The sequence below is a fragment of the Gammaproteobacteria bacterium genome (assembly GCA_029881255.1).
Taxonomy (GTDB): Bacteria; Pseudomonadota; Gammaproteobacteria; order S012-40; family S012-40; genus JAOUMY01.
Genome location: JAOUMY010000010.1, coordinates 99,434 through 115,458, shown reverse-complemented (window position 1 = coordinate 115,458; position 16,025 = coordinate 99,434). Strand labels below are relative to the sequence as shown.

12 protein-coding genes and 2 tRNA genes are annotated in these 16,025 nt (G+C 47.9%); 2 read left to right on the top strand and 12 right to left on the bottom strand.

From position 1 onward, the window contains the following. Positions 1-14: 14 nt before the first annotated feature. The 8 genes from OEZ43_16790 to recA all read right to left on the bottom strand — a co-directional run bounded on the left by OEZ43_16790 (position 15) and on the right by recA (position 8,626). The gene (locus tag OEZ43_16790; GenBank protein MDH5547244.1) at positions 15-1,568 is read right to left on the bottom strand and encodes a bifunctional GNAT family N-acetyltransferase/carbon-nitrogen hydrolase family protein; all 1,554 of its coding nucleotides are present in this window, start codon (positions 1,566-1,568) and stop codon (positions 15-17) included. Between the two features lie 392 nt (positions 1,569-1,960). Beyond that, positions 1,961-2,037 (bottom strand) — tRNA-Arg (locus tag OEZ43_16785). Between the two features lie 275 nt (positions 2,038-2,312). Then, positions 2,313-2,403: transfer RNA gene (locus tag OEZ43_16780), tRNA-Ser, on the bottom strand. Between the two features lie 337 nt (positions 2,404-2,740). Then, positions 2,741-2,938 carry a carbon storage regulator CsrA gene (gene csrA / locus OEZ43_16775; protein ID MDH5547243.1) on the bottom strand — a complete coding sequence of 66 codons (198 nt, stop codon included), beginning with the start codon at positions 2,936-2,938 and terminating at the stop codon, positions 2,741-2,743. Between the two features lie 212 nt (positions 2,939-3,150). Continuing rightward, complete coding sequence (locus OEZ43_16770) at positions 3,151-4,383, bottom strand: aspartate kinase (GenBank protein ID MDH5547242.1); 1,233 nt, start codon at positions 4,381-4,383, stop codon at positions 3,151-3,153. A gap of 80 nt (positions 4,384-4,463) precedes the next feature. Then, positions 4,464-7,064, bottom strand: a complete 2,601-nt coding sequence (gene alaS, locus OEZ43_16765; GenBank protein MDH5547241.1) for an alanine--tRNA ligase — start codon at positions 7,062-7,064, stop codon at positions 4,464-4,466. Between the two features lie 69 nt (positions 7,065-7,133). Then, on the bottom strand, positions 7,134-7,592 hold the full coding sequence (locus OEZ43_16760; GenBank protein ID MDH5547240.1) for a recombination regulator RecX: 459 nt from the start codon (positions 7,590-7,592) through the stop codon (positions 7,134-7,136). Continuing rightward, positions 7,592-8,626, bottom strand: coding sequence for a recombinase RecA (gene recA / locus OEZ43_16755; GenBank protein ID MDH5547239.1), 1,035 nt, complete (start codon positions 8,624-8,626; stop codon positions 7,592-7,594). Before recA ends, OEZ43_16760 begins: the two co-directional genes overlap by 1 nt. A 209-nt stretch (positions 8,627-8,835) precedes the next feature. On the opposite strand from recA, the gene OEZ43_16750 reads away from it, so the two are divergent. Next, positions 8,836-9,705, top strand: a complete 870-nt coding sequence (locus OEZ43_16750; protein MDH5547238.1) for a WYL domain-containing protein — start codon at positions 8,836-8,838, stop codon at positions 9,703-9,705. 93 nt (positions 9,706-9,798) lie between these two features. Here OEZ43_16750 and OEZ43_16745 read toward each other — a convergent pair whose 3' ends face one another. Together OEZ43_16745 and pncC are read right to left on the bottom strand one after the other, a co-directional pair. After that, positions 9,799-12,651 (bottom strand): ATP-binding protein, encoded by a 2,853-nt coding sequence (locus tag OEZ43_16745; protein ID MDH5547237.1) that lies wholly within the window; start codon positions 12,649-12,651, stop codon positions 9,799-9,801. Positions 12,652-12,763: 112 nt separating this feature from the next. After that, complete coding sequence (gene pncC / locus OEZ43_16740) at positions 12,764-13,264, bottom strand: nicotinamide-nucleotide amidase (GenBank protein ID MDH5547236.1); 501 nt, start codon at positions 13,262-13,264, stop codon at positions 12,764-12,766. Positions 13,265-13,334: 70 nt separating this feature from the next. Here pncC and asd point away from each other — a divergent pair, with 70 nt between their 5' ends. Beyond that, positions 13,335-14,216: an archaetidylserine decarboxylase gene (asd, locus tag OEZ43_16735; protein MDH5547235.1), complete on the top strand. Its 882-nt coding sequence runs from the start codon at positions 13,335-13,337 to the stop codon at positions 14,214-14,216. Positions 14,217-14,345: 129 nt separating this feature from the next. Here asd and OEZ43_16730 read toward each other — a convergent pair whose 3' ends face one another. Together OEZ43_16730 and epmA are read right to left on the bottom strand one after the other, a co-directional pair. Continuing rightward, the gene (locus tag OEZ43_16730) at positions 14,346-14,693 is read right to left on the bottom strand and encodes a PilZ domain-containing protein (GenBank protein MDH5547234.1); all 348 of its coding nucleotides are present in this window, start codon (positions 14,691-14,693) and stop codon (positions 14,346-14,348) included. A gap of 374 nt (positions 14,694-15,067) precedes the next feature. Further along, positions 15,068-16,024 carry an EF-P lysine aminoacylase EpmA gene (gene epmA, locus OEZ43_16725; protein ID MDH5547233.1) on the bottom strand — a complete coding sequence of 319 codons (957 nt, stop codon included), beginning with the start codon at positions 16,022-16,024 and terminating at the stop codon, positions 15,068-15,070. Position 16,025: the final 1 nt, after the last annotated feature.

Below are 16,025 nucleotides of genomic sequence, written 5' to 3'. Positions count from 1 at the left end.
TCGTACGATAGCGCCTAGTCACCCGTCCATTCTATTTTGTATAAGTCTCGTCGACGATCGAGATAATTACGCACCGAGCCTTCATTTTGTAATACTTGTAATTTATCAAGATCGACGTCGACTATTAGCGTCATTTCTGTATTTGGTGTGGTTTCCGCCATAATGGCATCGTGAGGAAAGGCAAAATCTGATGGGGAAAACACAGCAGTTTGGCCGTATTGGATATCCACATTATCGACCTTGGGCAAATTACCGATACTACCCGCGATCGCGACATAACATTCGTTTTCAATTGCACGCGCCTGTGCGCAACGACGAACACGCAGATATCCATTCTTGGTATCCGTCCAGAAAGGCACGAACAGGATTTGCATTTCCTTATCTGAAAGCAAACGTGCGAGTTCCGGGAATTCCACGTCATAACAAATAAGTATGCCGATACGACCAAAATCCGTATCAAATAATTTGAGATGATTACCGCCCTGCATAATCCAGTCGCGCTTTTCGTGTGGCGTCGGATGCAATTTGTATTGCGCATCGACAGTTCCGTCACGACGGCACAGATAGGAGACATTATATAACGCACCGTCTTCCACGATCGGCATGGAACCGGCAATGACGTTAATATTGTAACTCACCGCGAGCTTGCTGATGTCGTCACGCAATTGCTCGGTGTATTCAGCCAATCGACGAATTGCATCGACTGATGTTTCGTGGTGCTCCAAACCCATGAGTGGTGCATTGAAAAACTCCGGGAACAAAGCTACATCGCAGCGATAATCCGACAGCGCGTCGATGAAATATTCGACCTGCTGCATCAATTCCTCGACACTTTTCATCTCACGCATCTGCCATTGCACGCAACCGATACGCGCCGTGGTTTTGCGCGCGCCAAAGAGTTTCGGATCACGCGCCTCGTAATAGATATTGAACCACTCGAGCAAAGTGGCATATCCCAAAGACTCCTTGTCCTCCGGCAAGTAGGCGCGTAAAACACGCTTAACATCAAAGTCATTAGACAATTGGAAACTCAGAATAGGATCGTAGATCTCTTTTCGTTTAACCGCCTCGATGTATTGTTGTGGCGAAAGTTTGTCCGCGTGCTGCTCATAATTGGGAATGCGTCCCCCCGCAAAAATCGCACGCAAATTTAAACTCTGACACAACTCCTTGCGCGCCTCATACAGACGACGTCCGAGACGCATATCGCGATAAGCAGGATCGACAAAAACATCCACACCATACAACACATCACCATTGGGATCATGAGTCGTGAGATAGGCATTACCCGTAATTTCGTTATACGTGTGCTCATCGCCAAACTTGTCGTAATCAACGATGACGGCAAACGCCGCCGCGACTGGCTTACCGTTGTCGTCTATGCAAATCTGCCCTTCGGGAAAGGTCTTGAGCATAGTGAGGAATTTATTCTTTGGCCAACTACCGCCCAATTTGGCGTATACCCGATCCATGATTTCACTGATTGCCTGATAGTCACTTTCACGTAAATTACGCAGACGCAGGCGGTGATCAGGAGAAAAGGTTTGGTCTGTTTCGTTGCTACTCATCCGGACGCTCCGATTGGGGAGACCAATTAATAACACAGTGCGCAGGACTCGTTCAAACCCGTGTCATATCTATATTTTTGTGAGAACGAGGATTTGACTATCGCGGAGCTGTGTAGCTGGGGCGACCTCAGGTCGCGGAAGGCGCTCATTGTTCGAAAAATTCGGGACAATAAAAAAGGCTTCGATCTATATAGATGAAGCCTCTTTGGAATATGGCGCGCCTGGGTGAGCAAGGACCGAAAGTCCAGTGGACTTTCGCAGCCGCAGCGAACGCGGAGCAGCGTAGGCTGCGCAGCTGGGGTGACCTCAGGTCGCGGAAGGCGCTCGTCGTTTGAAAAACTCGGGACAATAAAAAAGGCTTCGATCTAAAAAGATGAAGCCTTTTCGGAATATGGCGCGCCTGGAGCGATTCGAACGCCCGACCGCCTGGTTCGTAGCCAGGTACTCTATCCAGCTGAGCTACAGGCGCTAAGGAGGGCGCATTATCCGGATATCATGTGGAGTTGTCAAGATTGAGACGGGAGGTTGGAGATTGATTTGCTCTTTCGGGGCTTTATCGAGATTGGCGAGAAAATGAATAGGGATTGATTCGCGCCTTCGTCGCTCACCCCTGCGGGGCGCCGGCTATCGCCGGCGTCTCCGCTCGCTACACTCGCTTCTCGAACCGAAGAGTTCTTATCAGGTCCTCCCTCTCCGCCATACCAAAAAAAAGGGCTCCCCGATGGGGAGCCCTTTTTTTTGGTATGGCGGAGAGGGAGGGATTCGAACCCTCGATACGCTTTTGGCGTATACTCCCTTAGCAGGGGAGCGCCTTCGGCCTCTCGGCCACCTCTCCAAAACTCTGTTATCAAACAACGCAGATGCGCTGTGTTTGAAATTCTTTCGCTACTAATTCCCGGGGTCAACTAACTTCGCCATTAGCCGTGCAATTTCTGCTGCTCGGCGTCTTCCAATACCCGACGCACGAATGCGCGGTATTTTCCCAAATTACAGTAGATTATGAAACCCTTTTTTGCAGTCAGCGGGGAGCATGTTACAGGAAACTTGATGTCATGGGATGAAGTTTTGAAATGGGGGCTTGATTGGCATCGCTGGACCGCCCTGGTTTTCTTGTTATTCTAGCCCCTCTGCCCGGCCAGCGATGTAGTTCGTAAATCTAATACCTTTGTAAATCAGCTGGCAGCCGCATCGGCATCGCCATCGCCTTTTTCACGTTGGATACGTTCGTAAATCTCTTCACGATGGACCGATACGTCCTTAGGCGCATTGACGCCTATTCGTACTTGATTGCCTTTAACACCAAGCACTGTGACGGTTACGTCGTCTCCAATGATGAGTGTTTCACCTACGCGTCTTGTCAAAATCAGCATTACCGCTATCTCCTTTTTAGCCGACTGTCCGTACAAGCAGACGAGAGTTCTCTCAAACTCCGTTAATAGCTTGTATCGACCAGATCAGACTAAACTTTATTCAACTAAAACCTTTAATTTCAAGCCTTTAATAGGTTTTTTTATGATCCCACATATACTGTCGTTGGACGAGGACGCTTTATTTTATATCTTTGTTTTCAGAAACATATGACCTATTTTGCGGCCACAGGTTCTTTTTCTAACTCGAATGCTGAGTGCAAAGCTCTCACCCCCAGCTCGAGATATTTTTCATCAACCACCACCGAAATCTTGATCTCTGAGGTGGAAATCATACGTATGTTAATGTTTTCCTTAGCTAAAGCCTCAAACATTGTGCTGGCAATACCGGCATGTGAGCGCATACCCACGCCAACAATAGAAATCTTGACGATTTTAGTGTCACCCTTGACCTCACGCGCGCCCAGGGTCTTGGCGGTCTGCTCAAGTATCGATTTTGCCTTCTCATAATCGCGGCGATGTACGGTAAAGGTAAAATCAGTGGAGCCATCAGCCCCCACATTCTGGATAATCATATCCACTTCGATATTGGCCTTGCCGATAGGGCCCAGAATCTGGAACGCCATGCCTGGCGTGTCGGGAACGCCGAGCACGGTCAGCTCAGCTTCGTCCTGGTTAAAGGCAATACCGGAAATCAGTGCCTGTTCCATGTTTTGATCCTCATGACAAATTAACGTACCACCGCCTTCCTGCATGGAAGATAGAACGCGAATTGGTACATTGTACTTACTGCCGAATTCTACTGAACGTATCTGTAATACCTTGGCGCCGAGACTGGCCAGCTCAAGCATCTCTTCAAAAGTCACGCGGTCCATGCGTCTTGCTTCGGGCACAACCCGGGGATCGGTAGTATAAACGCCATCGACGTCAGTATAGATCTGACATTCTTCCGCCTTTAACGCTGCCGCCAAAGCGACCGCTGTGGTATCAGAGCCGCCGCGACCCAATGTCGTAATATTGCCCGCAGCATCGACGCCCTGAAAACCCGCAACAATGACTATCCGCCCTTGAGCGAGGTCGTCGCGAATTTTCTTGTCCTCGATTTCGAGAATACGCGCCTTGCCATAGGCTTCATCTGTCAGAATATGGACCTGGGCACCCGTATAAGAACGCGCGGAACAGCCTATGTTTTGTAATGCCATTGCCAGCAAAGCAATAGTGACCTGCTCGCCGGTGGACAGCAATACATCGAGTTCGCGCGCATCAGGCGCCGAGTTAATTTGGTGTGCGAGCGCTGTAAGGCGATTGGTTTCCCCGCTCATTGCCGACACGGCTACGACCACATCGTGCCCTTCGTCATGCCAGCGTTTAACCCTGGCTGCGACGTTATTAATACGCTCGATGTTACCTACGGATGTTCCTCCGTATTTTTGTACAATTAATGCCATTATTTAAACCGGTAAATAAGAGGGAGGCGATTAAACCTTATCCAAAATAAAATATAAAGGAACTTCGTTTTATATCCCCATTAACCCAGCTTATCTGAAACCCAGCCCTCCACTGACTGTAATGCTGCATCCAAATTTGTCGGGTCGGTACCGCCGGCCTGGGCCATATCTGGTCTTCCGCCGCCTTTTCCACCCACCTGTTGGGCTACCATATTCACCAGTTCGCCCGCCTTGATTTTATCCGTACTTTCCTTGGTCACGCCCGCAATCAGACGCACCTTGCCATCTTCGACTGTCGCCAGCACAACTGCCGCCTTACCCAGCTTGTTCTTTAATTGATCTACTGTATCGCGCAGCGATTTGGCATCGGCACCGTCCAGACGCGCAGCGACGACTTTAATTCCTTTTATCTCTTTGGCCGAACCACTCAGATCACTACCGGCTGCGCTGGCCATCTTGGACTTCAACTGATCCAGCTCTTTTTCCAAAAGACGGTTGCGTTCAAATAGCTGATGCAATTTATCCTGCACCTGATCTTTGCTGGTCTTGAGTAAGCTCGCTAATTGCGACAATACTGCGTCGCCTTGTTGTACCGACTGCAAAGCGCCTTCACCAGCTATCGCTTCGATTCGACGAACGCCAGCGGCTACACCGCCCTCATTCAGGATTTTGAGCAATCCGATATCGCCAGTACGAGTAACATGCGTACCGCCACACAACTCAACTGAAAAATCACTCATGCGCAATACGCGGACTTCGTCGTCGTACTTCTCGCCAAATAACGCCATCGCACCGCTGGCCTTGGCCGCTTCAATTTGCATGAGTTTGGTTTCGACGGTGTGATTACCGCGGATGTGTTTGTTTACCAGATTCTCAATATCGATCAGTTGCTCATTGCTAACAGGCTCTGGGTGAGAAAAATCGAAACGCAGACGATTGGCTTCCACCAGCGAGCCTTTTTGCTGTACATGCTCACCCAACACCTGGCGTAAGGCAGCATGTAGCAAATGCGTAGCGGAGTGATTACAGGCGATACGCTTTCTATCTTCCTCATCGACTTCGGCACTAAGCTGTGCGCCTTCTTTCAGTTCACCCTGTTCAACCACGGCGAAATGCACAAATACCCCACCGGCCTGTTTTTGGGTGTCACTGATTTCTACTTCGACACCTTTGCCACGAAGCATGCCCGTATCCCCAACCTGGCCACCGGACTCTGCATAAAAAGGTGTTTTATTTAAAACGACGATACCTTGTTCACCCGTACTTAAATGAGTGACCGGTTTACCTTCAACGAAAATGGCTTCGATGGTGACTTTGTCTACCAGATTTTCATAGCCGGTAAATTCTGTCTTGCCTTCAATATCCAGGTCTGCACTGTAGTCCGCTTTGAACTGACTGGCCGCACGGGCGCGATCACGCTGACCTTCCATCGCCTTTTCGAATCCGGCATGATCAATGGTCAGACCACGATTACGCGCGATATCTTCGGTCAGGTCGACAGGAAAACCATAGGTATCATATAAACGGAATACGGTTTCACCTGGGATTTGTTTACCACTGAGACTGGCAATCGCACCTTCGAGTATGCCCATACCCTGTTCCAGCGTTTCGGCAAAACGCTCTTCTTCGCGGCGCAGAATTTTTTCTACCTGGGCCTGTGATTGGATCAATTCGGGATAGGCATCGCCCATTTGCTCGGCTAGCGTTTTAACCAGTTTGTGAAAGAACAAATCCTTCTGGCCAAGCTCATAACCATGACGCAGTGCGCGACGAATAATGCGCCTAAGCACATAACCGCGTCCTTCGTTGGAAGGCACGACACCATCAATAATCAGAAACACGCAGGAGCGGATATGATCAGCAATGACCTTGAGCGAGTTATGTGTCAAATCGCCGCACTTGGTCGCCGCCGCCGCTGCCTTAATTAAAGCCTGAAACAAATCGATTTCGTAATTGCTGCGCACTTTCTGCATGACAGCGGCAACACGCTCAAGCCCCGCGCCGGTATCCACCGATGGCTTGGGTAATGGTGTCAGGGTGCCGTCCGCAGAACGGTCATATTGCATGAATACCAGGTTCCAGATCTCGACATAGCGATCGCCGTCTTCTTCTGGCGTCCCCGGTGGACCACCCGCCACTTCGGGTCCGTGGTCATAAAATATTTCGGTACAAGGTCCGCACGGTCCAGTATCACCCATGGACCAGAAATTGTCTTTTGCGCCTATGCGCGAAAAACGGTTCGGATCAACACCGATATCGTTTAGCCAGATCGTCTCGGCTTCCTTATCTTCATCAAATACGGTTATCCACAAACGTTCTGGCGGGAGCTTGAGCACTTCCGTAAGAAACTCCCAGGCATAGGCAATCGCGTCGTGCTTGAAGTAGTCGCCGAAACTGAAGTTGCCGAGCATTTCGAAAAAGGTGTGGTGACGCGCAGTGTAACCGACATTCTCCAGGTCATTGTGTTTGCCGCCAGCGCGAACACAGCGCTGTGACGATGTTGCTCTTTGATAGGCGCGCTTTTCGCGACCAAGAAACAAATCCTTGAACTGAACCATGCCCGCGTTGGTGAACAGCAAGGTAGGATCATTGCCGGGCACCAAGGAACTACTGGGTACAATTTCGTGCCCTTTGCTCGCAAAATAATCGAGAAACGCCTGCCTGATCTGTGCTGCCTTCATAACCAAAAATCTTTCCTGCTCACACAACCCCGTTACGGGACAGCGTTATCAGCCTTCCGTCGGAGTCTGTTAATCGTTAAATAGGGAGTGTATCTGTTCGCTGGTGAAGCCCTTGTACTGTAGATAGCGCCATTGCTTGGCCTTGTCCTGCACTGTCGCCGGAGCGTTCACACCGAAGCGCTTTTCACGTACACGGGCAGCCAGACCAGACCAGTCGGTCATCTCCTGATCTTCGATATCGGAGAGAGAAAAATCAATGACCTCGTCTGCGATACCCTTCTGGCGCAATTCATTTACCACGCGCTGGGGTCCAAAACCCCGCGCTATTCTCGCACGAATATATGATTCCGCAAACCGTTGATCGCTGATAGCGCCCTCGTTTTGCAGTTGTTTGACGACCTCGGCTACGGTCTTGGAGGGAAATCCTTTGTGACACAGATGCTGAGTGAGTTCTGCGATTCCATATTCTCGCCGCCCCAGGCAACGCAAGGCGGCGAGATTTATACTTTTATATATGTCCTGACCCATCAAGCCTCTTCCGGCTCGACCACCGGCTCACCTGCGGGCACAGCGCCAGGCAACATTTCGGCACGTACTCGTGCCTCGATATCCTGGGCAATAGCAGGATTCTCCTTCAGGAAATTCCTTACATTGTCTTTGCCCTGACCGATGCGGTCACCGTTATAGCTATACCAGGCACCGGCTTTATCCACGATATTCATATTAACGCCCATGTCGATGATCTCGCCTTCTCGAGAGATGCCTTCACCATAGAGAATGTCGAATTCAGTCTGCTTGAATGGCGGTGCCACTTTATTTTTGACAACCTTGACCTTGGTCGCACTACCTACAACTTCCTCACCTTTCTTGATGGCACCGGTGCGGCGGATATCGAGGCGTACTGAGGCATAGAACTTGAGTGCATTACCACCGGTGGTGGTCTCGGGATTACCAAACATAACGCCGATCTTCATACGAATCTGGTTAATAAAGATCACCATACAATTGGTGCGTTTGATATTACCGGTGAGTTTACGCAATGCCTGCGACATCAAACGCGCCTGCAATCCGACGTGGCTATCACCCATCTCACCTTCGATTTCCGCCTTGGGCGTAAGCGCGGCGACCGAGTCGATAACGATCAAATCTACGGCGGCAGATCGCACTAGCATGTCGGCAATTTCCAGCGCCTGTTCGCCCGTATCCGGCTGCGACACCAGCAAATCGTCGATATTAACACCCAGCTTCTGCGCATAAATGGGATCAAGCGCGTGTTCCGCGTCGATAAAGGCCGCCGTCCCACCAGTCTTCTGACACTGTGCAATCGTCGACAGTGTCAGCGTGGTTTTACCCGAGGATTCCGGTCCATAAATTTCCACGACGCGCCCCTTAGGCAACCCACCGATGCCAAGCGCCACGTCCAGACCCAGAGAACCAGTGGAAATAGCCTCGATATCACGCACGGCATTTTCATCACCCATGCGCATCACTGACCCTTTACCAAATTGCTTTTCGATCTGACTCAACGCCGCATTCAGCGCACGCTTTTTGTTGTCTTCCATATTCACAAACCCTTTAACGTTGATTAGCCCTGTTGCGATAAAACATCCCGCACCGATACTTGCCCAAAACCACTGTATAAACGTACAATAGTTTATACTTTTTTCAGTGTCAATATTTTTTACCACCTTGGTTATTTATACACACATATAGATTCATACGCGTGTAACTTGAGAACCACTGGCGAAGTTTTGATCAACGAGCACTAACGATGACAACTCAAACAATGATGTTCAGCGATATCAAATGGCATACCCGACAGCGTCTGCTATATATCGAAGTCATGGCGTACTATTGTGGGCTTGTCACACGCAGCGATATTGCTAATGCGTTTCGCTTGTCTGACGCTGCAGCAACAAAAGACCTCAAGCTTTATAATGATCTTGCACCAAGCAACTTGGTATACCGGCAAAACTTATTCGGTTATGTGCCGACACTGGATTTTGCAGCGATGTTTTCTGATTTAAATCCGCGATGGGTGTTACCGATGCTGGCAAGTAACTTGACCACCAACGCCACGCAAAACAGCCCTAATATTTACGGTGTTCCCTGCGTAAGCGCAGCCCTTCCTTATCGACTACCGGAAAAATTGTATGTAGCGCAAATCACCCAGGCGATTAAGTGGAAAAAGAAATTAGCGATTTTTAGCATTGGCGACAACCCAGGCGAAGCAGCTATCATCGAGCCTCACACGCTCATCAGCCAAAACTCACACTGGTATGCACGGGCCTTTTGCGAAAATCATTACGAATTCAGGAATATCGATCTGTCTCATCTAAGCAAGACCAAACAAATCGACGAACCGGCAGAGTCCGATGCAAATTACGACGAAGAATGGAATGACATTGTCACACTGGAATTGGCTCCGCACCCTCACCTGGATCAAAGACGACAGAAATTAATTCTAGGGCAGTACGACAACGAAGGAGATTGTATTCGAGTACAGTGTCGCCGCGCTTTAATGGATATCCTGTTAAAACAATTAGCCGTCGATACTTCTACCGATGCTTCACTTAACCCCGACACACACTCATTATATTTTCGAAACCGAAACGCTTTGAATGTTTATAGCGGGAGTTGAATAACGATTGAAACTGCTATAACCCAGCACAAAAAATGAGACGTTTCAGTTCAGAATAAACATAGCTGCTATTATTCAGTGATGAGTAGAAAACTAGCTACTTGTCCCAGAACGCTCTATTGGCGGGGCATTCGATAGTAGAAAATGTAACTTATCAACCAGATCACCAATTTGGAATGGCTTGGTTAAATACAGCTCAAAACCTGCTTTCAAACCTTTACGAATATCGGACTGCATAGCGTTTCCGCTCACTGCCGCGACAGGGATATGCTTGGTCAATTTATCGGCCTTGAGCATGGCAAGCGCCTCATAGCCGTCCATGCCCGGCATATTGATATCCATCAGAATAAGATCGGGTAGCCGCGATTTCGCAAGCGCAATTCCGTCGACGGCATTCGTGGCGTATATCAGCTGATATGAGGTGAGAGATGAAAAAATCTGCGCTACCAGTTGTAAATTGGCAGGGTTATCTTCAATGTATAACACCAGCCTGTCACTAGCCTCAGAACCAGGTATTACATTCCGCCTATCATCATCGACGCCTATGTCACTTATTTTCTCCACAACTTCATTCTTGGACAAACCTATACTTATTGTGAATATCGTTCCCGCCTTAACTTCACTACTAACGCTTATACTTCCATCCATGAGCTCCATTAGACGCTTGCTAATCAGCAAACCAATACCAGTCCCTTCGACTCCTGTTTTTTCTGCCCCTAGACGCTCGAATGGCATAAAGAGATTTTGCAATTGCTCGTCCGACATTCCAACGCCTGTATCTGTTATAGAAAGCGCAATCCTGTCGTCACTGCTCCGCTCACAATCGATCACCACGCTACCACCATCACAATTATACTTGATCGCATTCGACAACAAATTTAACAAGACTTGTTTGAATCGAGTGTAATCAGCATGTATGCGATAAGAACCGTGCTCATCAATCATATTCCTTATCTCAATATGTTGCTTCCCAGCTTGCGCCCCCATTAACATCACACACTCAGATACGAGCTTGCCGAGCTCAACACTCTCGCAAGACAACCCTATGGCGCCAGAATCTATCTTCGACAAATCAAGAATGTCATTTATCAATTCCAGCAGATGTTTTCCCGCATTGTAGATTTCTGCGGAATTTGATTTAACCACCGCATCTTCGGCGTCCAGCCCGATAAGCTGACTGAAACCAATGATAGCGTTCAAAGGCGTGCGCAACTCATGACTCATGGAGGAAAGAAATTCCGATTTGGCGTGACTGGCCTTCTCAGCCGCATTCATTGCCGCCATCAAACGTTCTTCATTTTTCTTACGCTCAGAAATATCTGTATGAGTACCAATCACGCGAGAAGGTCGTCCTTCCTTATCTCTTTCCACTACTTTACCGCGATCAAGTATCCATTTATAAGTACCGTCTTTGCACCGCATTCGATGTTCATTTTCGTAATAATCAATTTCGTCGTTCATATGACGATTTAAATCTGCTATCGTTTTATCTTTATCCTCCGGGTGTACGCGTATATTCCATTCTTTGATATTCTCAGAAACTTCGTCATCAGCATAGCCAAGCATCGATTTCCAGCGCCGTGAAAAGAAAACACTACCCGTCGCGACATTCCAATCCCACACGCCATCGCCAGCTCCTTCGAGCGCAAACTGCCAACGCTCCTGACTTTCTCGTAATTCGTGTGTTCGTGTCTCAACTGTTTTTTCCAGATCATCCTTAACTTGATTCAGTTCCGTAAAACTGCTTCCGAGTTGATCAGCCATATCACGAAGCGTGATGCTGAGATTGTCATATTCCTTTACCACGCTTTCTGGCAAGTCTGGTCGCGCTCCTTGTGAAATCTGCCCAGACAAATCCCCACTGGCCTTGTCCAATGCACTAAGGGGGCGTGTCAGCCAGTTACTGAGACCTCTCGCGACAATGATGCCTACCAATAACAGCGCTGCAAGCATAATAAATAATCTTAGCCGACCATTTTCTAAAGCCTGCACCAGAGGCTTCGCTTCCCGCTCAATGACAATTGCACTTATACCTTCGATGGAGTCAACGCGTTGTCGCAGACGATACCGGCTTTGTTTCCAGCGCTTCATCACCGCGACTTCACCTATGGGCAACCATATTTCAAAACCGTCGCCCAACGTTTCAATATCGCCACTTTGATCTTCCAGACTCGCAATAACGCCGATGCGAAAAATTGTATTTCCTGCAGCATCGAGTATCGCAATGCCGTCGCTATCACTCTCGTCAAGTTGAAATTTTAAATTCGACAGCGTTGTGGATTGCTTCAAAGTAGAACGTATTTGTTTCGCCTGATCCTGCATGCGCTCAAGCAAAAATAATTCTTGAATACGTCGCTGATTGTAGCCCTCGTTTAGAATAGGCAACATTCCGGCGATAAGTATCGTCGTAAGCAAGGCATGAAACAGCAAAGAAGAAAGTGTTGGCTTGCCAAGCTTTATTAACTTGAAAAACCTGGGACTAACCTGTAATGAATGGACAATCAATCCGGCAATCAGTGTATTGAAGATACCGTTTAGTGGCTGTTTGACTGCGATTAGAATCGCAGCATCCCAACTCACGCCTATGGCTCCCCGATAAAATATCAACACCAACCAAGCTCCCGCTGTCAGCCAAAACAGCAAATCTGCCAGGACCAGATTTCTCGTTCCTCGTTTATACAGCGCGCTGATAATAATAATCTCCAGCGCAAATATGATCATCGCATAGGGATGGCCCCATAATACCAAGGTATACAGACCTCCGCATAGGGACACAAAAAGCGCAGGAACAAGACCAAGAAATACCAGTGCTAGAATTGCCGCAACAGAACCAAAAATGAAGTCCACCCCAAAAAAAACAGGGATGCCAAAGAAATTACCCCCGACAGATAACAACGCAAGCAGCGAGGTAATGAGCGCAAACTTCCAAACAGGCAATTTATTCATGATGGAATGTTATCGGCTAAAATTCGATTTTTTAAAACCAATTTAAAAAATATAGCTTAGCCCTCGTACCTACGCAATAAACTACTACTCACATCGGTTTTGCTCTCAATACTCAATGAGAATATTCGTACGTTTTTTGTATTGCATGCAGCACTGCGGAAAACCGAACAGACTCCCGATCTCCAGCAAACAAAAGTGACTCCGCATTCTGCAATTCACCATGCTTTGCCCATGCAAACCACACAGTTCCCACCGGTTTATCCTGACTTCCTCCGCCTGGGCCCGCAATACCACTAATAGCTACGCTGATGTTCGCCTGGCTGAATCGTAACGCGCCTAAGGCCATTTCGCTCACGACTTCTTTACTGACCGCGCCGTATTGTGTCAGGGTAACAGGATTCACATCGAGCAGCTCAGTCTTCGAGATATTGGTATAGGTGACAAACCCACGATCAAACCACTGCGAGCTTCCAGCGATATCGGTAATGGCTTTTGCAACCCAGCCGCCGGTACAACTTTCTGCGGTCGCCAATATCAACCCGTTTTGCCGCAGCAACTCGCCACATTTTTCTGAAAGTACAGACAATTGATTTAGGGCTTCAAGATTTATCATATTAAAAGTGATGGTATGAAAAGATTTTCATGGGATAATACCACGCTTTGCAATTATTACGGCGGATTCGATGAGCACAGAACCTTTACAGCAAGCTTCACTAGCGGACTACTTCAAAGCTATTCCCCAATACGTGTTACCTCATCAACTATTGTCGGGCGTCATGCATCGTCTTACGCGCTCCCGCAGCAAATGGTTTAAAAACTGGCTTATCGGTTTTGTCGTAAAAAATTATCATGTCGACATGCGCGATGCGCAGGAAGAAAATCCTCTCAGCTATGAAACATTCAACCATTTTTTCACCCGTGCGCTCAAACCCTCTGCCAGACCGTTGTGTGAAGGTGAAACCAATGTGGCCTGCCCTGTCGATGGCACTGTCAGTCAGGCAGGAAAAATTGAACATGGAAAAATTTTTCAGGCCAAAGGCAGAAGTTATACGCTACTTGAATTACTAGGCGGGGATAAGTCATTGTGTGAGCCTTTCAAGGACGGCAGCTTCGCCACTATTTATCTCTCTCCACGCGATTATCACAGAATACATACGCCCTTAGCCGGCGAGTTAAAACACATGGTCCATGTACCCGGACGATTGTTTAGCGTCAGTCCGGCGACAACGCGAGCGGTACCAAGCCTTTTTGCTCGCAATGAAAGAGTGGTTTCAATATTCGAAACCTGTTACGGACCTATGGCAGTGATTCTGGTTGGTGCCATCTTTGTTTCGTCGATGGAAACTGTTTGGGCCGGCACAATCACTCCTCCCTATGGCAGCCGAGTCGTAACAACGAACTACGCACCCGGCTCGCAGACGCTGGCGAGAGGCGACGAACTTGGGCGATTCAATATGGGCTCAACAGTGATTGTGTTGTTCGGACAAAATAAAGTTGAATGGGTAAAGAACATTCTTCCTGGCGGCAGCGTTCAAATGGGACAACATCTGGCGAAAGGAATTTAAGATCTATTTGAACGAACTCGAACCTGCCTGACAACAGACAGGTTCGGAGTGTTGCGTTTTGAAGAGATTTGTACCCATTTGAGCATGTTTAATCTGACTCGCTCAGGGTAACAACTCGAAGTAACTTACCTAGTTGCTAACGTCAGTGTATCGCATGACTTCCTGCAAGGCCCTAAACGAGCTCGTGTCGAAGTCTCTGAACATCAGACCTATTCCCTCGGCAGAATGTCTGACTATGCGCGCCCGGAGCTTGTGTTTGTGTCGGCTCTCACCATTGCTACCGGTGTCAAACAACAGTTCCACATCGATTTCACCCGACGGCTGTTGCTCCAGATCAAGAAAAAGAAAGACACCTCCAAGCCCTACGTCACGAGCCTGGCCCTGAGCCAGCTTTACGCCACCACTCAACACTTCCACTTGCATCGACAACGGCCGACGTTGGCTCCAACGATTTTCAATATAGTTTGCAGCCCCCATGTAACACCTCATGCTTGCGTGTAGCTCTCTCATCCATCCGTCTAACCGGAGAGACGCTTACAGCGTTGTTGTTGATTGTTAATACCGCCAGCATAGCAAATCCTGTCAGAAATATAGCACTTTAGTATTAGGTGTTTTTAGTGCATAAGTACTACCTAACCTATGACCAATTGGCTATAACGCAATGGCAAATACTAGGCCAAATTCATTTAAGCCATTAATAACAATCGGTTACGTTAATACCCAGGCTAAATACCTAACAACACGAGTCAACTAGAAGAAAATTGTAAAAATTCGCGACAAATCATAAGAAATGTCTTTAAGTTTCAGGTGAGTTATAGATTCGACTTATTGCGATATAGCACAGATTTACATCAGGCACGCACAAAATCAAAGGAGACAACTTCCGGCATAGTCTCAATGTCGTGCAATACCATCATTAAGCGATCCAGTCCCAGCGCGACACCGGATGTAGCTGCAATCTCACTTGCTGCCAATGCTTCGACCAGATTCTGATCCAGGGGCAAGCCACTTTCCCCCCGTTTTTGGCGTATGTCTAGCTGTGCCTGAAAGCGTCGTTGTTGCTCATCAGCATCGAGTAACTCCTGATAACCATTCGCTATTTCCTTGCCTTTTATGTACAGCTCAAATCGCTGCGCAAGGTTTGCATCGTTCGGTGAAATAATTGCCAATGCCGATTGTGTCGCGGGATAGTCGTAAACAAACATGGGTTGCTCAAAACCAATCTGTGGCTCAATTAGATGCGTCATGACCAGGTCTCGCCATGTATCGATATCGTTATCGATATTGTCACTAAAAAAACACCCTTTATTTTCGAGCAAAAGTCGCATTTCAACGACGCTAGAATGAAAGATATCAAGTCCTGTATAGGTCTTAAAAAGCTGTACATATGTTAACTTTTTCGACGTTTTAAAGTTGCATATTTGCTGCAACAATTCATCAATTTCATCCATTAACTGTCGGTAGGTATAGCCCTGCCTATACCATTCGACCATAGTAAATTCAGGATTGTGACGCTGCCCGTATTCACCTTTTCGAAACACTTTACAGATTTGAAAAATCGATCCACTACCTGCGGCCAACAATCGCTTCATGGGAAACTCTGGCGAGGTGTGTAAAAAAAGACCGGTGTCCGTCCCGTTTACGACAAAACTGTCTATATTGGGGTCGGGATTCACGGCATGGGAAAGCAGCGGTGTTTCAACTTCGAGATAATTTCTGCTGTAAAAAAATTCACGCAGTTGTCTAAGCAGAAGCGCCCGTTGGCGCAACATTTCGATATTCGCCGACGGGCGCCACAATTCTTCCACA